Origin of the sequence: Haemophilus sp. HMSC068C11 (assembly GCF_001815355.1) — a bacterium.
Taxonomy (GTDB): Bacteria; Pseudomonadota; Gammaproteobacteria; order Enterobacterales; family Pasteurellaceae; genus Haemophilus_D.
The window spans coordinates 143,735-163,976 of sequence record NZ_KV820351.1; the positions used below are offsets into that span (position 1 = coordinate 143,735).

Consider the following 20,242-nt stretch of genomic DNA (forward strand, 5'->3'; position numbering starts at 1 on the left):
CTTATTTTTTCACTGAGATTTGTTTTTCCGTTACCATGGATTGCTTCGCTGCTTCTGCAACTTCGATGGCTTCAGTTAAACATAGACTTAATGGGCTGGTTTTTCCTTGCGTTAATTGCTCTACCACGCTTTGCACTTCGATTTCAGCCGCTCGGCTTAACCAAAGTTGGCAAGGTGCGTGGGTGACATTATATTGCTGTGTGCCTTTGGCACTTTCGCGTAAAGATAAATCGGCCTCAAATTCATCAAATAAATCAACGTGTTCTATTTTTCCATCTAGATAATTAAACGTGACACTCGAGGTAAAGAAATTGACTTCAATCACACCGTTTTCACCATGAATTTGAATGCCCCATTGGTGTAATCGATAAGCCGTGCCCATTTCGAGCGAACCTAACACGCCATTTTTAAAACGTAATAACAACTGCAACACATCACGGCTGTCTGGCGTATCGTGATGCGCTTGATTAGCCGCTTGAGCAAAGACCGCCTCAATATCGCCTAGTAACCAACAGAGTAAATCCAGTTCATGAATGAGGTGGAAAAGCTCGCCGCCTGTAAGATTGGCATCTAATTTCCACCATTCTTTGTTTGGTAGATTTTCAATCCAACGCTGACGCATAGCACGAGCTACTGTAATGCGGCCTAATTTTCCTTGTTCTAAAGCCGCTTTGACTTTCAACATGCCAGGTAAAGTACGTTCTAAATGGCCTACAAAAATGAATTTGCCTTTTTCTTCGGCAAGATGGCGTAAATGTTGGCCTTGGGAAGAACTTAAGGTAAAAGGTGTTTCAATAAAGACATGACATCCGGCATTTAACGCCAAAATAGCCGGAGAATAATGAGCGTAGTTTGGTGTGGCGATGACCACTAAATCAGGTTTGGTTTCAGCCAACATTTCTTCCACACTAAAAAAGGCTTGGCTGCCGTATTGGTCTGCAAGTTTTTGTGCAAGAGAAGGGTTGATATCGGTCACCGCAATTAAGTTTGCTTGGGCTTTATCAAATGCTGAAGCCAACTGAACGCCAAAAAAGCCACAGCCGATTAAGGCAATGTTTAATCCATTAGTTTGCATCATGCCCTCCTTGTTGTAAGCGTTGGCGAATACTTTGGAAATATTGCAAGATCGCGCGTTGCATCCGTACCAAATCATGTGCTTCTACCGCATCAATTAATTCACGATGTTGCATGGCTAATTTTTCAGGAGAAAGTATTGGTGGCGGTAAGCTTTTTTCTACTTGCTGATAAATTTGCCAAAACGCATCTAAATATTGAATCAGTAATGGGTTATTTAATGGTTCATAAAGTTTTAAATGAATGTGGTATTCATCTTTAGGCGAAAATTTTTGCTCACGGGCATTTTTTTCCATATTGGCCACTGATTTTTGCAAAAGTGCGGTCTGTTCTTGGCTAATTTTTCCCAACACCATTGGAGCAAAGCCGTATTCCAAAATTTCCCGAATATCCAAAATATTAATCAGCTGATTATGATCATTATGCAAATTCAGTTGAGTGTGAAAACTTAATCCGCGAATCATGGGTACAAGAGACGATTCGCTCACAAAGGTGCCGACGCCATGGCGAATGTCTAAAATGTGTAGCGCCTCTAAAGATTTAATGGCTTCACGTAAACTGGAACGGCTCACACCGAGCTGTTCAATCAGCTCATTTTCTGTTGGCATCAAATCGCCAGATTTAAGATTTTGTTTGATGATGAGCGATTTGATTTTATCCTGCAAAACGAGACTTGCTTCTTTTTTACTTGTTTTTTTCATTTCTGTTCTCATTTTCTAATCTATTTTCTGAATTTGTGATCCAGCTCTCATTCTCTCTAATTGACATAAGACATCATACGTCTTATCTTTATTTATGCAAGCAGAAATTAGCAGTGATTTTAAATTCTGTGATCTATACCACAAAATTCTCAAATACAAGGAAGGAGGTTGTTATGGCAACATCATTACCATGGTATAAAGAAGTCAGTCCTACGCAAAAAAAAGCGTTATTTGCGGCTTGGTTAGGTTATGTTTTTGATGGCTTCGATTATATGCTTATCACTTACGTGCTTTTGGATATTCAAAAAGAATTCGCCATGAGCACAACGGAAACATCTACATTATTACTTGCAGCGTTCGTCGCACGTCCATTAGGTGGGGCAATTTTTGGTAGTTTTGCCGATAAATATGGTCGTCGTTTGGCGATGATTGTTTCCATTATCACGTATTCCGTTGGCACATTCTTGTGCGGCTTATCCACCAGTTATATTTGGCTTTTCATCTTCCGTATGATTATCGGCATGGGGATGGCGGGTGAATATGCGTGTTCTTCCTCTTATGCCATTGAAAGTTGGCCACAACATTTACGTACAAAAGCCAGTGCATTCTTAGTGAGCGGCTTCTCCATTGGTAATATTCTTGCTTCTCAAGTGATTCCTTGGGTGTCTCAAACTTATGGTTGGCGTATGGCTTTCTTCATTGGTTTAGCACCAGTCGCTTTAGTGCTCTACGTTCGTCGCCATGCCCCTGAAAGTGAAGAATGGGCGCAAGCAAAAGCGGCGGGTAAAGTGAATAAAGTTCCACTTACTGACCTATTCACTAAAAAACAATTACCAATCACCTTAATTATTTTCTTAGTTTGCTATTCAATTTTCTCCGTAAACTGGCCGGTAGTAGGTTTACTTCCACTTTACCTCAAAGAAAACGGCTATGCTGAAAATGTGAAATCACTGATGTTTTGGGCAGGCTTTGGTATCCTCATCGGTACCTTAATTGCAGGCTTTATCGGGGACAAATTGGGTGAGAAGAAAACCTTTGTATATAGCTTATTGTTATCACTTTTCTTCCTCTTCCCAGTATTCTATTTGCCAGAAAATAATGTATTAGCACTTGGTGCGTTGCTCTTCTTCTTACTTGCAACTAACTTAGGGATTGCCGGTTTGGTACCAAAATATATGGCGACTTTCTTCCCGGCTGAAATGCGAAGCACAGGTATCGGTTTCATCTATAACTTCGCTGCGATCGGTGGTGGGGTGTCTCCTGTGATTGCCGCCGCACTTAGCGAGAGAGTGGGACTTGGTTCAGCCCTTGTGTATGTAACCTTATTCTGGACAATTGTCCTTGTTGCTCTCGTTGGATTAAGATTGCCAGAACGTATTCAAGCTCGTATGCAACAATAAAAAACGAAAGAAAATAGACCGCACTTTTAGGTGCGGTTTGTTGTTTATACAAAAATAGTTTGAAGCGTGTCACAAATTTGTTAAAAATATGTTTTAATTTTTTCGGTTAAATGCTAATTAATAATCTCCCCTATCGTTTTATAGGAGATTGTATATGCAAACTCAACAAACCTTTCTCTCTAAATATAAAAGTCTCATTATTCTTGCCTCAGACTTTGTCTTCATGTTGGTGTTAATTAAAATACTGCCGTTCTCTGCTCAAGAGAATCGCGGGTTAGCCTTGCTGATTTTTATTGGTATTTTATGGTTAACGGAAGCCTTTAATATTACTGTGACATCCCTTATGGTGCCTGTCGTGGCCATAGGATTAGGCTTGATTAATACGCAAAAAGCGCTTGCTCCATTCTCTACCCCAATTATTTATATGTTCTTTGGGGGATTTGTGGTAGCTGCGGTGCTGCAAATTCAGAACCTAGATAAGATTATTGCGAATTACATTATCCGTTTGGCCAAAGGAAACTTAAAACTTTCTATCACATATCTTTTCACCGCAACTACATTCCTTTCCATGTGGATTAATAACACCGCTGTGGCGGCGATGATGTTACCGCTTACTATGGGGATGTTAAAAGGTATCAATGCAGAGAAAAATCATCGGTTGTACGCCTTCGTATTATTAGGCATGGCATTTAGTGCCAGCATCGGCGGTATTGGTACATTAGTGGGAAGTGCGCCGAATGCGATTTTGGCATCTCAAATTCAAGTGACCTTCACGGAATGGTTAGGTTACGGTTTCCCAGTGATGGTATTACTTGTGCCTTCAATGATTTTTTCTTTATGGGTGATTTTACGTCCAGACTTTTCTGTGGATTTTAATCCATCACTTGAGAAAGTCAGCTTTAATCGAAAAAATATCATTACCTTAATGATCTTTATCGGTATGGCGATTATGTTGCTTTTCAGCTCTCTCTTAAACCCATGGATTAGTGCTTTCCTTGAATTACCGAGAAAAATCGAAAACTTTGATACGGTAATTGCGCTATGCGTTGTGATCTTTATCTGTGTTTCAGGTGTCGCGAGTTGGAAAGAAATTCAAGAGCGCGTTGAATGGGGCGTGCTCGTTTTATTCGGTGGGGGTTTAACACTCAGTATCGTGATGAAAGATTCTGGCGCCAGTAAGATTATGGCGGATAGTATTGTTCAGTTTGTGCAAACCAAACCACTTTGGGTACTTTGCTTTGTGATAACCGCATTTATTATTTTCTTAACAGAATTCACATCGAATACTGCCAGCGCTGCATTAATTATGCCAATTGTGATTTCAGTGGCACAATCGATGAATTTACCGCCTATCGCTTTAGCCGCAATTATCGCTTGTGGGGCAAGTTGTGCATTTATGTTGCCAATCGCTACACCGCCTAATGCTATCGTGTTTGCAACAGGAAATGTGAAACAACTCGATATGGCTAAAGTCGGTTTGATTTTAAACCTATTCTGTATCGCCATCATCGGCAGTATGACTTATTTTGTTTGGCTGTAAATGTGGTTAAAACTGACCGCACTTTATTAGCCTATAAAAGTAAACCGCACGTTAACGTGCGGTTTATTATTTATCTCGAAATAACCTCTTTTGTGAAGGCTTCCATTTCGGCTTTACGCCATGGCGTTGAGAAGAAAATGGTATCTTTCAAACCAGATTCACTATTTAGTGGACGAACACCGAATTCTTGGTTTAATTTCTGTTGTACTTCAGGTGAGGTAATCCAATGGACGAAAACAAGTGATGCGGCTGGATTTGGTGCATTTTTTGCTACAGTTACAACATTACCACCACCAGGCATCCCAAATTTTGGTACATAGAATTTTAAACGGTCAGTAATTGCACCTTGTTTTTGTAAGCTGAACAAGTGATCTTGCCATGCGGAGACAATTACTAACTCGCCGTCGTTTAAACGGGTTAGACTATCAGCATTTGAAGCGGTACGGATTAACGCATCTTTTTTACTGGTAAACCAATCCCAGGTTTTCTTCCAATTAGCAATCTGTGCTTCATCGATTTTATCGGTGCGATAATCATAATCCCCATTGATGTACACTAAAGCTCGTTGAATGAAAGCATTACCAGAGCTACCACCATTTGGATCTGAATAGCCGAATTTTTTTGGATTTTTATCAATATAGCTTTCCATGTCTGCCCAAGATTGTGGTAATTCCTCTTCTTTGATTCGCATAGGATCATAAGCTAGACCGGTTTGGTTTCCCCAATAACCTACTGCCATATCGCCCAATTCAACACCTTGTAAGTGGTGATTTAATTTATCGAAATTTGGTAAGTTATTGAGTTTTACAAGAATGTCATTTTTCGCTACGTTGCTTAAACGGTCAGCATTTAAAACAACCACATCCATTTTGCCGGTTTCTAGATTTTTTTCAGCGATCAGTTTATTGATATTACCGTCCAAGGTGCCTTCAGGTACTTTGACTTTAATACCGTATTGATTTTCAAATTCTTTAACAAAATTACGGAATTGCGGCTGCAAATACCAAACGCTAACTGTCAATTTTCCTTCTTTTTTAGCGAGTTCTTCGATTTCACTCCAAGATTTACCACTTAAGTCAGTGGAAGCCGAGGCGAAAGTACTGACAGCCAAGGCGGCAGCGGTAAGACCAATGGATAGAAGTTTACGGATGTTTTTTTGCATAAGATGCTCCTTGTGAAAATTATGCTTTTCCTGTGGATTGAGAGAGATAATTCCCTTTCAACAATTTTTCGATAATCATCATCAAAATAATGTTTGGTACCAACAAAATAATCGATACAACGGCCGCATTCGGACGAATAAAAGAATAACCGAGGAAAGAATATAAAATGGTTGGCACGGTAATAAAGTCTGGTGAGCCGATAACGAAAGCGATAGCAAACTCTTCAATACTTTTCACTAAACAGAAAATAATTGATGCTAAAAAACTTGGTTTTAACATCGGCATATACACGTCTTTGAAAACGGTAAATTTAGATGCACCTAAGTCACGGCTAGCATCAATAAGGTCTTGCGGTACAGAAGAAAAGCCCGCGGATAAAATCCGAATAGCATAAGGTAACGTGAGTACCACATGCCCAATAACAATGCCGATGAATGGATTATTAATATTTAAATCCAATAACATACGGCTAAAGAATAGGGCAATAATCATGCCTGGAATAACTAATGGAATCAGTGTTAATAATTCTGCTAATTTTTTACCTCTAAACTCCATACGTCCAAATGCATAAGCTGTTGGGAGAGAGAGTAAAATAGTGATCAATGAAACCGTAGGCGCAATAGTATAGCTATTAAACATTGCTTCAGGTAAAGAGGTGGTTTCCCAGACGATTTTCCAACGCTCAAAAGATAATGATTGAGGGAAAATATCTGGATAACTCCACGGTTTAGCAGGATCAACCAATGACCATAAACCTGCCATTAAAAAGGGTAGGAACAACCAAATAAAATTAGCAAGAATAAAGAAAGTTAAGGAAATACGTGCGATTAATCGACCATTTTTCGTTGTGATTTGTACGGAACTACTCATTTGACTTCTCCACGTTTGACGGCTAATGGTTTAATCAATAATGACACTAGGATGGTGAAGAAGGCAGAGGTCAACATAATAGTTAATGCCATGACCGCACTTTGATTCCATTCTTCAAATTCATAGGCAGACATTTGCATTAAACGTGCTAAAGAATAGGTACTACGAGGACCTGCAATACTATAAAAGGCGAAATCGCCTAGTGCGCCGATAAAGATCAAAATAAAGGAAACTTGTACCGCACCTAAGGTTAGTGGGAAGATCACATAACGAAAACGTTGCCAAGGACTCGAACCTAAATTAGCTGCCGCATCTAATAAGTCAGTTTTCAGTGAATTGACCGCTCCACCAATAAGAATTAAAGCAAAGGGGATATTTTTCCACATTTGTAAAATCACGACCCCCCAACCAAACTCATCATTTTGTAAGGTTTTTGGTTCGTCCCAAATGCCTAAATAAACAAATACCTCATTAAGAATACCGTGGTAAGAAATCATATTGACGAACAAGAAGGCTGCAACTAATCCTGGTACCAACATAGGCGCCCGCAAGATGGTTATAATTGTTACCTTGGCTGGTAATTTTTTACGTAACCACATGGCAATGGGATAAGCCACGATGATAGATAAAACCGCCCCTAATAAAGACACTTTTACGGAATAAATATACGAATTTTGGAATACAGGACTATTTAATACAGCTTGCCAATACTCCAAACTAAATTGGCTTTCTTCCCCGCCCATACTGTATAAACCAAGGCTTTGAGATACTACAATGTAGAACGTGGAGCCCATTAAAAATAGGATCGTACCTAAACCACTGCACAGCAATAACCATGCTTTTACATCATTTTTGAGACTTTTCATTTAACGGACTCCAAGAATTTAATCGCATGGCGGGGAACCGTAAAGGTAAGTTTATCGCTCAAATTCGGACATTTTGTTAGTTGCAGGCGTAATTTTTTCTCTTCATCATTACGTTTAATGACTCCTTGCACTTCCGTGATATTGCCCATAAAAGCGGTGTTGATGATATCTACTGTAATTTGGTTTTCCGCTTCTGTTTGTGCGTTTGGTAACAATTCAATGTCTTCTGGTCGAAAGCAAATATAAATTCGTTCTGATTCCGGTTTTTTCTCAGAAAATACGGTGAAATCGCCAAAAATAGAACTAACAGCATAAAGGTTATCGGCGATGTTTTTTACATTGGCTTCTGTGATATTGGCAATGCCAATAAAATCTGCTACAAAGCGGTTTTTAGGGTGATGATAAATATCTTGAGGAGAGCCAATTTGCTCAATAGCACCTTTATTTAACACAATAATTTTATCTGACATAGTTAGGGCTTCTGCCTGATCATGAGTCACATAAATACTAGTCAAATTATATTGTTTTGAGAGTTGCTTAATTTCAAAACGTACACTTTCGCGTAATTTGGCATCTAAGTTAGAAAGCGGTTCATCAAATAAAATTACATCTGGACGAGTTACCATGGCTCTGGCTAATGCGACACGTTGCTGTTGACCACCAGAAAGCTCATTGGGTAATTTCAATTTATGGAATTCTAAATCCATTTGTTTCAATGCGAGATTTAAACGCTGTTTTTGTTCTTCAATATCAATTTTACGTTGCTTTAAACCATAGCAAATATTGTGAGAAACGTTGAGGTGAGGGAAAAGGGCATAAGATTGGAAACACATGGCTGTATTGCGTTTTTCTGGAGGAACATTGTTAACATTTTTTCCTCCGATAAGGATTTCACCTTCATCAGCCACATGAAATCCAGCGATTAATTTTAATAAGGAGGTTTTACCACAGCCGCTTGGTCCCAATAAGGTGACAAACTCACCTTCTTCGGCAGTAAAAGTAATATTATTTGCCGCGTAAAAATCACCAAATTTTTTTGTGATATTTTTAATTTCTAACTTTGCCATTTTTACATCCTCTATTTGGCTTACAACTATAGAGGTAACCATAAAAACACTTAGTTATTTTTTCAATAAAATAAAAATATTTTTCATGAATTTGTGATGAAGATCACGCATTTAGCTAAAATATGGTTTTATTACATTTTAATAATGCGGAGGTGGCGTTTCTTCTGCTTGGCTAGCTATATTAGAAGGTTGCATATCTTTTAATTTGCCGGCGAGATAGCGGAGTTGAAGTTGAATTTTATCCATATCAAACTGTTGTTGAACTAATGCTTGGTTGAGTTCGTCTAAAAGTTGTTCTTGAAAAGCAATTTTCATTTCAAGTTCGGCGATGCGATCTTCTAAAATTTGTTGATTTTGCATAAAATTTCTCTAATTTTTAAAAAAATGTTGTGAATTTGGTCAATCCGATTTAACCTATTCACTATTCCGTTTCTATTATAAAGGATCAAGCAAAATGTTGAAAATTCAAAAGCTTTCTCTTGCTGCACTTATGGTAAGTGCGGTCGTTTCAGGTTCTGTTTTTGCAGAAGATAAAGCAGCGCCAAGCGCAAGCGATGCGTCTTATGCTGTAGGTGCATTAATGGGTAACCAAGTAAAAGATTTAGTGGATGCTCAAAAAGAAGTGATTCAATACGACAATGCGCGTATTTTAGATGGCTTAAAAGATGCATTAGAAGGTAAAGTTGATGTTCGTAAAGACGAAAAAATTCAACAAACCTTAGATGGTATTCAAGAGCAATTAGTGTCTGCAGCGAAAGCAAAAGTAGAACAACAAGCGAAAGCCGCAAAAGAAGAAGGCGATAAATACCGCGCTGAATTTGCGAAAAAAGATGGCGTAAAAAGCACTAAAGATGGCTTACTTTACAAAATCACTGAAGCAGGTAAAGGTGATGCGATTAAAGCAACAGATACTGTGAAAGTACATTACACTGGTAAATTACCAGATGGTAAAGTATTTGATAGCTCTGTTGAACGTGGTCAACCGGTTGAATTTAAATTAAACCAAGTGATCAAAGGTTGGACTGAAGGTCTTCAGTTAGTGAAGAAAGGCGGTAAAATCGAATTAGTGATTCCACCTGAATTAGCTTATGGCAAACAAGGTGCAGGCGATTCAATTCCACCTGATGCAACACTTTACTTCGAAGTTGAAGTATTAGACGTTAATCCTAAAAAATAATCCTTAATTTAACCGCACTTTGTCCAAAGTGCGGTCATTTTCCCTACCAGATTTGAAAAATGATACTAACCGATAGACAACCTTTCACCGATGAAGATCGTACCATTCTGATTTCCTATAAAGCGGTAGTTGATGGCGTGAGCGCGTTGATTGGCGAGCATTGTGAAATCGTCTTACACTCTTTGGAAGACATTGAACATTCTGCCATTTGTATTGCCAATGGGCATAATACCAATCGCCAAGTGGGTTCACCAATTACGGATTTAGCCCTGAAATCCTTGCGTAACATGCAAAGTGAGAGTGTGTCTAAGCCTTATTTCACGCGAGCGAAAGGTAATGTGTTGATGAAGTCTGTGACCATCGCTATTCGAAATGGCAAACAACGCATTATTGGTTTGCTCTGTATCAATATTAATTTGGATGTGCCGGTCTCTCAATTTATGCAGGCCTTTATGCCAACGCAGGAACAAAATGAAACCTCTTCCGTTAATTTTGCAAGTTCAGTGGAAGAATTGGTGGCACAAACGGTAGAAAAAACCATTGAAGAAGTGAATGCAGATCGCTCGGTTTCGAATAATAATAAGAACCGTCAAATTGTGATTTCACTTTACGAAAAAGGTATTTTTGATATTAAAGATGCGATCAATTTAGTGGCTGATCGCCTCGCGATTTCTCGCCACACCGTGTATTTGTATATTCGTCAAATCAAACAAGAGCAAGAGTAATGAACTATGTTCTCGCTGTGAAAAGTCCCGTTTATGGAAAACAAGGGGCTTTTCTTGCCTATCAATTTGCCCAAGCTTTACTTGAAAAAGGGCATGTCATTAGTCAAATTTTCTTTTTCCAAGACGGTGTGAGTAATGGCAATGGTTTAGTTTATCCTGCCAATGATGAATTTAATCTCACGCAAGCTTGGCAAGCCTTTTCAGCGCAACATCATATTCCTTTGCATTTATGTGTAGCCGCTTCACAACGTCGTGGTGTAGTGGATTCACTTACGGCAAAAGAGACTGATAAAACTAATCTGGCAGAAGGTTTTGAGATTACAGGCTTAGGCGAGTTTATGGCGATGGCATTAAAAGCAGATCGGGTGGTGACATTATGAAGCTGGCATTCTTATTTCGTACCGCACCGCATGGAAACGCGATTTCTCGTGAAGGTTTAGATGCTTTGCTTGCCGCGACGGCATTTTGTGATGAAGAGGAAATTGGTGTCTTTTTTGTTGATGATGGCGTGTTGAATTTACTCGATGGGCAAAATCCTGAGTTATTGTTACAAAAAGATTTTATCCGTACTTTTAAATTATTGGATTTATACGATATTGAACAGCGCTTTATCTGTGCCGATTCACTCGACCAATACAATTTACATGCTGAACAGCTTATTATTTCTGCTGAAAAAATTGACCGCACTTTGCTGATCAATAAACTTAGCCAAGCCGAAAAAGTGTTTACGTTTTAAGGAATATTATGCTTTATACCTTTTCTCAAGCTCATTATTCTGAGACAGAACTTCAACGTTATTTGACTGAAACCACGGAAAATGATGCAGTGGTTTTATGGCAAGATGGCGTGTTGCTAGCGGTAAAGTACGGGGAAATGTTTATCCAATGCAAAGGGCAATGTTTTATGTTGGAACAGGATGTTTTGGCCCGAAATTTAACCGCACTTTTGCCAGAAAACAATCAAGTGCGGTCAATTTCATTAACAGATTTGGTGGATCTAACTGCTCAATATTCGCCTCAAATCGCCTTATAGTGGGCGTTCTTTCGGTAACAAGAGCGGTAATACCATAACAGAATAAAGTGCCAAACCTGCGGCCATTAAGCAGGTAATTTCTAATCCTCCAGCGCGTAACCATTCGCCAAATCCCATGTCATTCACTAGCGTTGCATAAAAGATCCCCGCTACGACGGTATAACAAAATCCAATTAATACCGAAATTAATGCGATGGCTTTTACGTGATAACTCGCATAACGGTGAAATGCTGCCCAAAGTGTAATGAGAAAAGTCGGTACCGCAGCCACGATAAAGACGGTAATCGCTGAAGACTGAAATCCATCGGCATCATTGTTTGCGAACATTAGGCCAATAGTGCCGATAATTTGAATAATCAACGGTAAAAGAATAAATGCTTTAAGATATTTTTTCATGAGATGTCCAGTTAATAGAAAAACGGAAGCATTGTATCAATCAAATGAAAGACAACCAATCTTTTCCCTATTCAGTTTTTATTACATCCACTAATGTGGGCTGAACGATTGAGGCATAATCTTGCGTGTTAAGAATAATGGAGCGTTCTAACGTACCTGCATTAAATGCCAATTCATCATAACGAGAAAGTAAGCTAGGGTCAGCAATTAATAACAAATCAGGATGAAAGCTAAAAGGCGGAATTGCACCAAATACACAGTCAGTTAGGGTGTCTACTTCTGCAGGGCTGGCAAGCGAGGCTTTCGTGCCACCTAAATAGGCCGCCACTTTGCTTAAATCAGATTGTTGATCGGCAGGTAATATGACTAATACTGCTTGTTTTATGCCATTCCCTTTTACTTTGCATACCAAGGCTTTTGCCCCTTGTCCTAATTCTGTACCTCGGATTTTAGCCACTTCCTCTGATTTTCCTGCGGTGGAGTGTTCAACCACGCGATAGCGTGCTTGATGCTTATCTAAAAGTGCGGTCAATTTTTCAAATGTTTTGACAGACATGAGAGATTCCTTCAATAGCGATGTTTTTAATCAGTTTAGCAAGGATTGATTCATGTGAAAATCAAAGAAAAAGAATTCATCTTTTGAGTCGTTTTTATTATGAGATAGACAAATACCTTTATGCCCCGTACTATGTTTCTTTTTCTTTGGTATCGATTATGACTCGAATTAATCTTGTTCCGCCAGCGGAGCTGTGTGATCAGCATCTTTTAGCTGAACATCGTGAATTAACCCGTATTCCTAATGCCGTAGCGAAAGGTAAATATCACTTAAAAGGACAGCCTGCAGAATATAAGTTAGGTGAAGGGCATGTGCGTTTTTTCTTTAATAAATTGGCGTTTTTAAAGAAACGGTATGATGCATTACATGCGGAATGTAAAGCCCGAGGCTTTAACGTGCAGTATATTTGGAATGAAACATTACCCGATGACCCAAGTTTATGGTTGGACTATGAGGCCACAGAGGCTGCATTACAGATTAATCGGGAACGTATTCAGGAACGAATGCCATTAAAGGCGAGATTTACACCGCATCTTTCAAAGAGCGGTCAAAAATAAAGGAGTTTTCACTTATGAAAGGCAGTGAGAATATAAAAAAGGTGAGCATCGCTCACCTTATGAATTGTTTAATCTTTCAATTTAATAAAAAACGTACCACTAGGTATGATAGGCAAATAGTTTTTATGGAAATCCATAAAGGTTTTTTGTGGGTCTATGTCTTCAAAAAGTTTTGGGTAAAGTGCTTTTGCCATAAATTGAGCGGCTGCTAGATCACTTAGTGAGCGAGAAGCCGTATGATAAATACCGTAAACACGGTGGTTTTTAACTGCAGGTAAATCTTGCCACCCTGCACGGGTTAAGAAACCTTTTAGGCGTTTTTGTGCATCCTGTTCATTGATGTTTATTCCCATCGCCATCATTTCATCGTTAGTTTCATGCCCCATTTCTGTGCCAGAAATCATAATCACTTCAGGTTGTGCGGCAAGAAGTTGTTCTGGATTAATTGGTCCCCAATTTTCGACAAAAGGCGCGCTTACGTTATCCCCGCCAACAGTTTCAGCAATAGCACCCCACATATTTTTACCAAAGGTAAAGCTATATTCACTAGGACCTTTATTGCCAAATTCTACATAGATTTTAGGTTTAGGTAGGTTAGCCTCTTTTACACGTTTTTGAATATCAGTAATGCCTTGAGCATATTCATCTGCAATTTTATTTGCTCGTTCTTCGGTACCTGCAAGTTGCCCAAAAATCTTTGCGCTTTGGGTGTGTCGTTCTACACTTTGAGCATTAAAATCGACAACAATAATTGGAACGCCAGCTTGTTCTAACTTTGGTAGTTCGGAACCAATAGTTTGATATTGCCATTCTGCAAGAATCAATACATCAGGTTTTAATGCCAAGGTTTTTTCGGTTGAGAAAGTTCCTGTATTTACATTACCAATATCAGCAATATTTTTGAGTTCAGGCATTTTTTCAGAAAACAATGCCCAACTTCCTGGATTAAATTTTTCCCAAAATTCACGTGAGATACCTTTAACATATTTAAAATTTTCAACACCCGTAACAGCAATGTAATCAGGATAGTAAAAGCCTAACACGGCATTTTTTACGGGCACATCAACGTTAACTTCTCGTCCTAATACATCTTTGATTGTTTTTATTTCTGCTTGAGTAGTGATACCAAAAGTCAGTAATAGAACGGCCAAAATTAAACGAATTGTTGATTTTTTTTGCATATAAACTCCTGTCTGAATAAAACATCAGAATATTGCCATAAATAAGAATCATTATCAAATTTAGATGTTATAAAGTGATAATACAAGAAATGCTGTTGAAGGGTAAAATAGGCATATATCTAGAAAAAACATATTTCGCATTTAAAATTGGAAGTGCGGTCAAAACTTAGTAAGTTTTCACTTCTCCTTGAGTTGGACTAAAGGAGAAGTGAATGTGGGAGAATTATTTATATTCAACCACGATATCGCTTTCGCTGACAGTATCACCATAAACTGGCAATAAGGTTTTTTCGTAAGCTTGTTTTAAACGACCATCTTTGCCTAAGGTTTGGATTTCGTTGTTTAACCAATTTAACAATTCAGGTGCATCTTTGCGAACAGCTGGTGCAATAACATCTTGATCACCAAAGTTTTTTACGCCTACGGTATAACCTGGATTTTGTTTTGCCCAAGCGAATAAGAAGGTATTGTCATTAGATAATGCATCACCACGACCATCACGTAAGGCTTCAAAGGTTTCTGTATTTTGTTCGAATTTTAATAACTTCACATCTGGATAGTTTTTGGTGAAGAAAATATCAGCCGTGGTACCTTTATCTACGATTAAAGTTTTGCCTTTTAATTGTTCAAGGTCAGTAATCACAGAACCATCTTTTGAGACGACACCGAGTGCTACTTTCATGTATGGATTCGCAAAATCTACCACTTCTTTACGTGCTGGGGTTACAGTAAAGTTGGCGAGAATAATATCAACTTTCTTAGAAAGTAAGTATTCAGCACGGTTTGCGGCATCCACTAAAACAAATTCCACTTTGTTTTCATCACCTAATAAATCTTTACCGATCGCTTTACCAATTTCAACATCAAAGCCTTGGCTTTTGCCTTGCGCATCTACATAACCAAATGGTGGTTTATCGCTAAATACACCAATGCGCACTTTGCCATCTTTTTGTATTTGCTCAAGGCTTGAAACTGTTTTTGCCCCGTCTTTAGCGGGTTCTTTATCATTACATGCGGTTAAGCCAAATGCTAAGGTGGCAGTAGCGAAAAGTGCGGTCAATGTTTTAAATGTTTTCTTCATAGTTTGTCCCTCTCGGTTCATAATTTAAGATATTTAAGAATGTTTTCGCACGATCCGTGGTTGGATTCGTGAAGAAATCTTCCGGTTTTGCTTGTTCAATAATTTGCCCTTTATCCATAAACACGATGCGATTAGCCACTTGACGGGCAAAATTCATTTCATGGGTAACGATGAGCATCGTCATGCCATCTTTGGCAAGACCTAAGATCACATCAAGTACTTCACGTACCATTTCAGGGTCAAGAGCGGCAGTTACTTCATCGAACAGAATAATTTCAGGGTTCATGCAAAGTGAACGTACAATGGCAATTCGCTGTTTTTGTCCACCGGATAATTCACGTGGATAGGCATTTTTTCGATCATATAGGCCTACACGTTTAAGTAACTCATCGGCTTGTTTTTCAGCTTCTGCACGATCGCGTTTTTGTACTTTTAAAGGGCCGAGTAAAATATTGTCAATCACTGATAAATGAGCGAAGAGTTCATAACTTTGGAATACCATCCCAATGCGTTGACGCGCTTTGACCCAAGGAATGTCTTTGCCTAATTCGCCTGCATTTTGCAGCAAAATATGACCGCGCTTTATTTCCTCTAGCCCATTTAGGCAGCGTAAAAAAGTACTTTTACCACAACCCGATGGACCTAAAATAACGACAACTTCGCCTTTCTCTATAGAAAGATTGATGCCTTTGAGTGCTTCTACATCACCGTAATTTTTGACGAGGTTTTTAATTTCTAATAACGCCATGTGTTTTCCTAATAAAAATTAACTTTCCCAACGGGTTTCTAAATAACGGGAAAATAAGGATAGTGGGTAACAAATCACAAAATATAAACCGAAAATGACACCGTAAATCCAAAGCGCTGCCGATTGATTACTAAATAATGAATGTTCGATAATTTGTTGGCCGACTTTAATTACTTCAACTACACCGATTAACATTGCCAAGGAACTGGTTTTTACCATGCGGGTAAAGAGGTTAATAGCACTTGGTGTCACACGTTTTAAACTTTGTGGCAGTAAAATATACACAAAGGTTTGAAACGGCATTAAACCTAAAGCGTAGGCTGATTCCACTTGATGTTTTTCAATGGAAGTTAATGCGCCACGCACTAAATCCCCCATTTCTGCCGTTCCCCAGAAAATAAACACCAAAATACATACCGAAATGCCATCTAAGTGAATATCAAACCATTTTGCCAAACCGAAATACGCGAGAAAAAGTAACGCTAATAATGGAATGATACGTATAAATTCTAAATAAAAGCGGCAAATGGCTTTGATAATGGGATTTCTGCTTGTCATGATTACGCCAAAAATCACACCTAAAATACAGGCGAAGAAGACGGAAACGAATGCAATTTCAGCCGTCACCCATAAACCGTTGAGCAAGCGTTCAATGTTGCTGCCTTGGAATAATAACTCAAGCCCCATATTTTGCTCTCCGAGTACGGCGTTCTAAATAACTGATAAACAGAGACATCGGTAATAGAATGATCAAATAAAACACCACTAATAAAAATAAGGCTTCATTGGTTTTGTAATCGAGCCCGATGACTTCTTTCGCTACAAACATCAGTTCAGCGACGGCGACAGCACTGATCACTGAGGTTTCTTTCATTAAGAATAAGCAATTTGCCCCGATTGCAGGTGTGGCAACCGCAAAGGCTTGTGGGAAAATCACATAGCGAAAAGCTTGAAAAGGGGTTAGACCAATACTTAAGGCTGACTCAATTTGTCCTTTTGATACGGCTTCCAGACCTCCGCGAATGGCTTCTGCCATATAGCTTCCACCTAGAAATGCTAGGCCGATAATGCCGCAAGTAAACCCGTCTAATTTCAGGCCAATTTTAGAAAGCCCAAAATAGAGAAAAAACACTTGAATTAATAAAGGCGTATTACGAGAAAGCTCGATATAGCCTTTTACAAGCCAAGTTAATGATTTGACTTTGTAGGTGGTAATCACAGCACAAGCCACACCAATCATCAGCGACAACAAAATGCCCCAAAAGGCGAGATGAAGCGTCATTAATGTGGCGTGAATAAAACGTGGTGTGACGCTTAAAATATAATCCCAATTCATTTCTTATAATTTAATCGTTTGCTTGACGATATAGTAAAAAATTTTGAATCGGTGAGAAAAGAATGGAAATGCATTATTTATAATGAAATGTAATAAGAGATGTGTTTTAAATGAGATAGGCGAGGATGAAATAATAAAAACGGGGCTTTATTCAGCCCCGTCATTGTTTATTTTAATCACGTTTTGCGATAAGTGCGGTTGGTTCTTCGTCTGTTTTTACTTCAGTTTGTGTTTCAGCGGGTTTGTCCTGAATAGACATGGCTGATTTTAAACTGTCCTGACGAATTTTTTCAGCTGCTTCTTTGTCACCAGCTTGTTCAAACACATAAGACGCCATCATAACATCATTTGGTTGAAGCTGAGTTGGGCAAGCGGTCACTTCTTTAAATGCTTCTGCTGCTTTAGCGAAGTCATTATTACGCACATAAAGGTAACCTAATGCACGATTGAGACAACAACGTTGGCTTTCATCGGCGCGTTTTGCACGTTTTTCCACGAGTTTGAGCAGTTTGCTGTTATCCTCTGCTTGTAAACGAGTAATTTGCGTGCAAAGCTCAGGGCTGATTGGAGTGTTATCACCCAATTTTTTCATGATTTCAAGCGTGAATTCGTAAGCAGACTCATGATCGTTACAATCAATTAAACGCTGAATTAAAGCGGTTTTTAATTCTAAGTCATTGCGACGACGGCGTGGCTGAGCTTCCCACCATGCGAGCAAGCCTTCAACGCCTTCTTCATTCATTTTCTCATCTAACAAGCCATTTTCTGTTTCTTGTTGAAGTGCTTTAAATTCTTCTGCTGAGAATAAGCCAGAACCTTCAATTAAATCTAAGATGCCATCAAGTGCTTGATAAGCTTTGGAACGGCTATAAATTTCAGCCGCAAGTTTTAACACTTCTTTGTTGCGATCTGACATTTCAAGCAAGCTATCGACGGAACTACGCGCTGCCGGTAATTTATTTTGTTGCAATAAAATACGGGTGCGTGCAATTTCGACTAACAGGTTATCTGATCCAGCAAGCTCCGTTGCTTCAATTAAGTAACGGTTTGCGCTGAATTCATCACCGCGTTGTTGAGCAGCTTCTGCGGCTTTAATCAGATTTAATACTGGCTCTGCAGAATGTTTCGCATTTTTACCAATCAGTTTTTCTGCTTTGGCATAATCGCCTTCATTCATTTTCATCAAGCCTTCAAGGGTTTGACGTTGTGCTTTCACACGTTTACGGAGAGAAAACCAGTTATAGGTATTGCTACTTAAACGGAAGAAACGGGTCACCAACCACTCTAACGAATAAATCACAGCAAGCGTGACTACAAAGAGAATCACTAATGTGGTGAGTGACATTTCATATATGGTGTTTGCCGTTTCAACTCTGACATAACCTTGCTGACCGGAGAGGTAAGGCCCTGCAATCAATCCGGCAAGTAAGGCGATCATTAAAAAGAGAACTCTAAACATTATCTATCCTTATTGTTGGGGTTCAGTTGCCGGTTGTGCTGGTGCTTCAGCGGGTTTTTCTTCAGCTTTTGGCTCTTCCGCTTTCGCTTCAGGTGCTGGTTTTACTTCTTCTTTTCTTGGTGAATTATCAACCGCTTTTTCTGCTTCAATTTCCACTTTCTGCACATCTAAAGGTGTACGATTTAAGTACTTATCAAGCATGCTTAAGCTTTGTAATTGGCTTGGCACATCCACATAGATGGATACTTCAGATAATTCATCCACTGATTTTAAGAAACTTTGAGTCACTTCAGCATTGGTATCAAAATAGCTACGAATCCAAGATGCAACGGCTTCTAAAGATTGTTTATAAAGCTCATTTTGCTGACGAGGCACTGCCATAATCGCTAATTGTAAGCGTAAACGAATGTTTTCACGCAAATAGATATCTTGGTTTGGCGCTAATAATTCTTTGCGATCCGCACCATGTTTCGGCGAAATACGGATAAAGTGATTCAAGAATGAGGTCGCACTTTTTTCTGCATTTTCTGCCCAGTCAGACAGAGAATCTGATAATTTTGTTGCATTTTGATCATCACCGAAATTCACATCTAACACAGGTAACTCATCAACCGTATTAGCTAATTGCGATAATTTTTGCATGACCGAATTTTGATCCACGCCAGCTACGGAGAGAAGTTGTTTCAGATCTTGATTGATAGCACTACGAATAGCTGCAGATTGTGAGTTATTCACTTTAGCAAGGGTTTCATCAGCGAGTTTTAAGAGTGAAACTGCTGTGTCCACATCATTATCTAACACTAATTTGCGTAATGCATTGTTGAGCAAGAAATCCGCTTCTGAGAATAACCAATCAGTAGGTTGTTGAGCATTAGCTTGAGCGCTCACTTTATTGATTTGTGATTGTAAGCCAACTAACTCATGTGATTTGGCATTGATTAGCTCTTCTACTTGCGCAATTTTGTTTTGCGTTGCTTTATTCGCAGACTCTAATTGAGCAAGCTGTGTAGTATCAAATTTTACTTCTTGAGCAGGTGCTGAAACCACCGTTTTATTATTGATTTGAGCTTCAAGTGCGGTCAATTTTTGTTGGAATTCATCCACTTTTTGTTGGCCAAAATAATAACCTGCACCACCCACGCCAAGTGCAATGAGAATAGCCAATAAACTTAATCCAGTACCACTTTTCTTCACAACGGTTTGTGTACGTGGCGCAACAGGCTCGCGATCTTCAGTTTGAATTTCCACTGCATCTGTTTCTTGGATTTCATCTGTCGTTTCAGGGGTTAATTTCTCTTTCGCCATATTTTTTC

Annotated in this window: 24 protein-coding genes; 8 read left to right on the forward strand and 16 right to left on the reverse strand. The window is 39.0% G+C overall.

Translation table 11 applies throughout. The features are described from left to right. Position 1: 1 nt before the first annotated feature. On the reverse strand, positions 2-1,075 hold the full coding sequence (locus HMPREF3020_RS00635) for a Gfo/Idh/MocA family protein (protein ID WP_049356875.1): 1,074 nt from the start codon (positions 1,073-1,075) through the stop codon (positions 2-4). After that, a complete protein-coding gene (locus tag HMPREF3020_RS00640) occupies positions 1,065-1,775 on the reverse strand; it encodes a FadR/GntR family transcriptional regulator (RefSeq protein ID WP_049356873.1) in 711 nt (236 codons plus the stop codon). The genes HMPREF3020_RS00635 and HMPREF3020_RS00640 overlap by 11 nt, the downstream gene beginning before the upstream one ends. A 173-nt stretch (positions 1,776-1,948) precedes the next feature. Here HMPREF3020_RS00640 and HMPREF3020_RS00645 point away from each other — a divergent pair, with 173 nt between their 5' ends. Both HMPREF3020_RS00645 and HMPREF3020_RS00650 read left to right on the forward strand, forming a co-directional pair. Next, positions 1,949-3,175 (forward strand): MFS transporter, encoded by a 1,227-nt coding sequence (locus HMPREF3020_RS00645; RefSeq protein WP_049365141.1) that lies wholly within the window; start codon positions 1,949-1,951, stop codon positions 3,173-3,175. A gap of 154 nt (positions 3,176-3,329) precedes the next feature. Beyond that, on the forward strand, positions 3,330-4,715 hold the full coding sequence (locus HMPREF3020_RS00650; RefSeq protein ID WP_070775192.1) for an SLC13 family permease: 1,386 nt from the start codon (positions 3,330-3,332) through the stop codon (positions 4,713-4,715). Positions 4,716-4,785: 70 nt separating this feature from the next. Here the strand turns inward: HMPREF3020_RS00650 and HMPREF3020_RS00655 are convergent, their stop codons facing one another. The 5 genes from HMPREF3020_RS00655 to HMPREF3020_RS00675 all read right to left on the reverse strand — a co-directional run bounded on the left by HMPREF3020_RS00655 (position 4,786) and on the right by HMPREF3020_RS00675 (position 9,041). After that, complete coding sequence (locus tag HMPREF3020_RS00655; protein WP_070775193.1) at positions 4,786-5,877, reverse strand: extracellular solute-binding protein; 1,092 nt, start codon at positions 5,875-5,877, stop codon at positions 4,786-4,788. Between the two features lie 19 nt (positions 5,878-5,896). Continuing rightward, complete coding sequence (locus HMPREF3020_RS00660; RefSeq protein WP_049369977.1) at positions 5,897-6,748, reverse strand: ABC transporter permease; 852 nt, start codon at positions 6,746-6,748, stop codon at positions 5,897-5,899. Continuing rightward, the gene (locus HMPREF3020_RS00665; RefSeq protein WP_070775194.1) at positions 6,745-7,614 is read right to left on the reverse strand and encodes an ABC transporter permease; all 870 of its coding nucleotides are present in this window, start codon (positions 7,612-7,614) and stop codon (positions 6,745-6,747) included. The genes HMPREF3020_RS00660 and HMPREF3020_RS00665 overlap by 4 nt, the downstream gene beginning before the upstream one ends. After that, positions 7,611-8,681, reverse strand: coding sequence for an ABC transporter ATP-binding protein (locus tag HMPREF3020_RS00670; protein ID WP_070775195.1), 1,071 nt, complete (start codon positions 8,679-8,681; stop codon positions 7,611-7,613). The genes HMPREF3020_RS00665 and HMPREF3020_RS00670 overlap by 4 nt, the downstream gene beginning before the upstream one ends. Positions 8,682-8,819: 138 nt before the next feature. Further along, positions 8,820-9,041: a SlyX family protein gene (locus tag HMPREF3020_RS00675; RefSeq protein WP_005699194.1), complete on the reverse strand. Its 222-nt coding sequence runs from the start codon at positions 9,039-9,041 to the stop codon at positions 8,820-8,822. Between the two features lie 94 nt (positions 9,042-9,135). Here HMPREF3020_RS00675 and fkpA point away from each other — a divergent pair, with 94 nt between their 5' ends. The 5 genes from fkpA to HMPREF3020_RS00700 are packed head-to-tail and all read left to right on the forward strand — an operon-like array spanning position 9,136 to position 11,615. Further along, entirely contained in the window at positions 9,136-9,858 is a 723-nt protein-coding gene (fkpA, locus tag HMPREF3020_RS00680) for an FKBP-type peptidyl-prolyl cis-trans isomerase (RefSeq protein WP_014064414.1), read from the forward strand. Between the two features lie 59 nt (positions 9,859-9,917). Continuing rightward, entirely contained in the window at positions 9,918-10,583 is a 666-nt protein-coding gene (locus HMPREF3020_RS00685) for a helix-turn-helix transcriptional regulator (protein ID WP_083315407.1), read from the forward strand. Beyond that, positions 10,583-10,963 carry a sulfurtransferase complex subunit TusD gene (gene tusD / locus HMPREF3020_RS00690; protein ID WP_070775196.1) on the forward strand — a complete coding sequence of 127 codons (381 nt, stop codon included), beginning with the start codon at positions 10,583-10,585 and terminating at the stop codon, positions 10,961-10,963. Before HMPREF3020_RS00685 ends, tusD begins: the two co-directional genes overlap by 1 nt. Beyond that, positions 10,960-11,319, forward strand: coding sequence for a sulfurtransferase complex subunit TusC (tusC, locus tag HMPREF3020_RS00695; RefSeq protein WP_070775197.1), 360 nt, complete (start codon positions 10,960-10,962; stop codon positions 11,317-11,319). Before tusD ends, tusC begins: the two co-directional genes overlap by 4 nt. Before the next feature lie 8 nt (positions 11,320-11,327). After that, positions 11,328-11,615 (forward strand): DsrH/TusB family sulfur relay protein, encoded by a 288-nt coding sequence (locus HMPREF3020_RS00700; protein WP_049365149.1) that lies wholly within the window; start codon positions 11,328-11,330, stop codon positions 11,613-11,615. Here the strand turns inward: HMPREF3020_RS00700 and HMPREF3020_RS00705 are convergent. Continuing rightward, entirely contained in the window at positions 11,610-12,011 is a 402-nt protein-coding gene (locus HMPREF3020_RS00705; RefSeq protein ID WP_005699125.1) for a hypothetical protein, read from the reverse strand. The genes HMPREF3020_RS00700 and HMPREF3020_RS00705 overlap by 6 nt on opposite strands. A gap of 67 nt (positions 12,012-12,078) precedes the next feature. Beyond that, positions 12,079-12,567: a YbaK/prolyl-tRNA synthetase associated domain-containing protein gene (locus HMPREF3020_RS00710; protein WP_005699117.1), complete on the reverse strand. Its 489-nt coding sequence runs from the start codon at positions 12,565-12,567 to the stop codon at positions 12,079-12,081. Between the two features lie 158 nt (positions 12,568-12,725). Between HMPREF3020_RS00710 and HMPREF3020_RS00715 the strand changes: the two genes are divergently transcribed. After that, positions 12,726-13,124, forward strand: a complete 399-nt coding sequence (locus tag HMPREF3020_RS00715) for a pyrimidine dimer DNA glycosylase/endonuclease V (protein WP_070775198.1) — start codon at positions 12,726-12,728, stop codon at positions 13,122-13,124. A 68-nt stretch (positions 13,125-13,192) separates the two neighbouring features. On the opposite strand, the gene HMPREF3020_RS00720 is transcribed toward HMPREF3020_RS00715, so the two are convergent. The 7 genes from HMPREF3020_RS00720 to HMPREF3020_RS00750 form a co-directional block, all read right to left on the reverse strand. Continuing rightward, the gene (locus tag HMPREF3020_RS00720) at positions 13,193-14,305 is read right to left on the reverse strand and encodes an ABC transporter substrate-binding protein (RefSeq protein WP_049356856.1); all 1,113 of its coding nucleotides are present in this window, start codon (positions 14,303-14,305) and stop codon (positions 13,193-13,195) included. Between the two features lie 223 nt (positions 14,306-14,528). Further along, complete coding sequence (locus HMPREF3020_RS00725; RefSeq protein WP_014064400.1) at positions 14,529-15,386, reverse strand: cysteine ABC transporter substrate-binding protein; 858 nt, start codon at positions 15,384-15,386, stop codon at positions 14,529-14,531. Then, complete coding sequence (locus tag HMPREF3020_RS00730; protein WP_049366650.1) at positions 15,370-16,134, reverse strand: amino acid ABC transporter ATP-binding protein; 765 nt, start codon at positions 16,132-16,134, stop codon at positions 15,370-15,372. Before HMPREF3020_RS00730 ends, HMPREF3020_RS00725 begins: the two co-directional genes overlap by 17 nt. 18 nt (positions 16,135-16,152) lie before the next feature. Then, complete coding sequence (locus HMPREF3020_RS00735) at positions 16,153-16,821, reverse strand: amino acid ABC transporter permease (RefSeq protein WP_070775199.1); 669 nt, start codon at positions 16,819-16,821, stop codon at positions 16,153-16,155. Next, a complete protein-coding gene (locus tag HMPREF3020_RS00740; protein ID WP_049375122.1) occupies positions 16,811-17,470 on the reverse strand; it encodes an amino acid ABC transporter permease in 660 nt (219 codons plus the stop codon). The genes HMPREF3020_RS00735 and HMPREF3020_RS00740 overlap by 11 nt, the downstream gene beginning before the upstream one ends. Before the next feature lie 172 nt (positions 17,471-17,642). Continuing rightward, positions 17,643-18,929, reverse strand: coding sequence for a heme biosynthesis protein HemY (locus HMPREF3020_RS00745; RefSeq protein WP_070775200.1), 1,287 nt, complete (start codon positions 18,927-18,929; stop codon positions 17,643-17,645). A 9-nt stretch (positions 18,930-18,938) separates the two neighbouring features. Next, a complete protein-coding gene (locus tag HMPREF3020_RS00750) occupies positions 18,939-20,234 on the reverse strand; it encodes a uroporphyrinogen-III C-methyltransferase (RefSeq protein WP_070775201.1) in 1,296 nt (431 codons plus the stop codon). Positions 20,235-20,242 lie beyond the last annotated feature (8 nt).

Bases quoted from the DNA above. Each gene is read 5' to 3' on its own strand.
- HMPREF3020_RS00635 (WP_049356875.1), bottom strand. From the start codon at position 1,075: ATGCAAACTAATGGATTAAACATTGCCTTAATCGGCTGTGGCTTTTTT.
- HMPREF3020_RS00640 (WP_049356873.1), bottom strand. From the start codon at position 1,775: ATGAAAAAAACAAGTAAAAAAGAAGCAAGTCTCGTTTTGCAGGATAAA.
- HMPREF3020_RS00645 (WP_049365141.1), top strand. From the start codon at position 1,949: ATGGCAACATCATTACCATGGTATAAAGAAGTCAGTCCTACGCAAAAA.
- HMPREF3020_RS00650 (WP_070775192.1), top strand. From the start codon at position 3,330: ATGCAAACTCAACAAACCTTTCTCTCTAAATATAAAAGTCTCATTATT.
- HMPREF3020_RS00655 (WP_070775193.1), bottom strand. From the start codon at position 5,877: ATGCAAAAAAACATCCGTAAACTTCTATCCATTGGTCTTACCGCTGCC.
- HMPREF3020_RS00660 (WP_049369977.1), bottom strand. From the start codon at position 6,748: ATGAGTAGTTCCGTACAAATCACAACGAAAAATGGTCGATTAATCGCA.
- HMPREF3020_RS00665 (WP_070775194.1), bottom strand. From the start codon at position 7,614: ATGAAAAGTCTCAAAAATGATGTAAAAGCATGGTTATTGCTGTGCAGT.
- HMPREF3020_RS00670 (WP_070775195.1), bottom strand. From the start codon at position 8,681: ATGGCAAAGTTAGAAATTAAAAATATCACAAAAAAATTTGGTGATTTT.
- HMPREF3020_RS00675 (WP_005699194.1), bottom strand. From the start codon at position 9,041: ATGCAAAATCAACAAATTTTAGAAGATCGCATCGCCGAACTTGAAATG.
- fkpA (WP_014064414.1), top strand. From the start codon at position 9,136: ATGTTGAAAATTCAAAAGCTTTCTCTTGCTGCACTTATGGTAAGTGCG.
- HMPREF3020_RS00685 (WP_083315407.1), top strand. From the start codon at position 9,918: ATGATACTAACCGATAGACAACCTTTCACCGATGAAGATCGTACCATT.
- tusD (WP_070775196.1), top strand. From the start codon at position 10,583: ATGAACTATGTTCTCGCTGTGAAAAGTCCCGTTTATGGAAAACAAGGG.
- tusC (WP_070775197.1), top strand. From the start codon at position 10,960: ATGAAGCTGGCATTCTTATTTCGTACCGCACCGCATGGAAACGCGATT.
- HMPREF3020_RS00700 (WP_049365149.1), top strand. From the start codon at position 11,328: ATGCTTTATACCTTTTCTCAAGCTCATTATTCTGAGACAGAACTTCAA.
- HMPREF3020_RS00705 (WP_005699125.1), bottom strand. From the start codon at position 12,011: ATGAAAAAATATCTTAAAGCATTTATTCTTTTACCGTTGATTATTCAA.
- HMPREF3020_RS00710 (WP_005699117.1), bottom strand. From the start codon at position 12,567: ATGTCTGTCAAAACATTTGAAAAATTGACCGCACTTTTAGATAAGCAT.
- HMPREF3020_RS00715 (WP_070775198.1), top strand. From the start codon at position 12,726: ATGACTCGAATTAATCTTGTTCCGCCAGCGGAGCTGTGTGATCAGCAT.
- HMPREF3020_RS00720 (WP_049356856.1), bottom strand. From the start codon at position 14,305: ATGCAAAAAAAATCAACAATTCGTTTAATTTTGGCCGTTCTATTACTG.
- HMPREF3020_RS00725 (WP_014064400.1), bottom strand. From the start codon at position 15,386: ATGAAGAAAACATTTAAAACATTGACCGCACTTTTCGCTACTGCCACC.
- HMPREF3020_RS00730 (WP_049366650.1), bottom strand. From the start codon at position 16,134: ATGGCGTTATTAGAAATTAAAAACCTCGTCAAAAATTACGGTGATGTA.
- HMPREF3020_RS00735 (WP_070775199.1), bottom strand. From the start codon at position 16,821: ATGGGGCTTGAGTTATTATTCCAAGGCAGCAACATTGAACGCTTGCTC.
- HMPREF3020_RS00740 (WP_049375122.1), bottom strand. From the start codon at position 17,470: ATGAATTGGGATTATATTTTAAGCGTCACACCACGTTTTATTCACGCC.
- HMPREF3020_RS00745 (WP_070775200.1), bottom strand. From the start codon at position 18,929: ATGTTTAGAGTTCTCTTTTTAATGATCGCCTTACTTGCCGGATTGATT.
- HMPREF3020_RS00750 (WP_070775201.1), bottom strand. From the start codon at position 20,234: ATGGCGAAAGAGAAATTAACCCCTGAAACGACAGATGAAATCCAAGAA.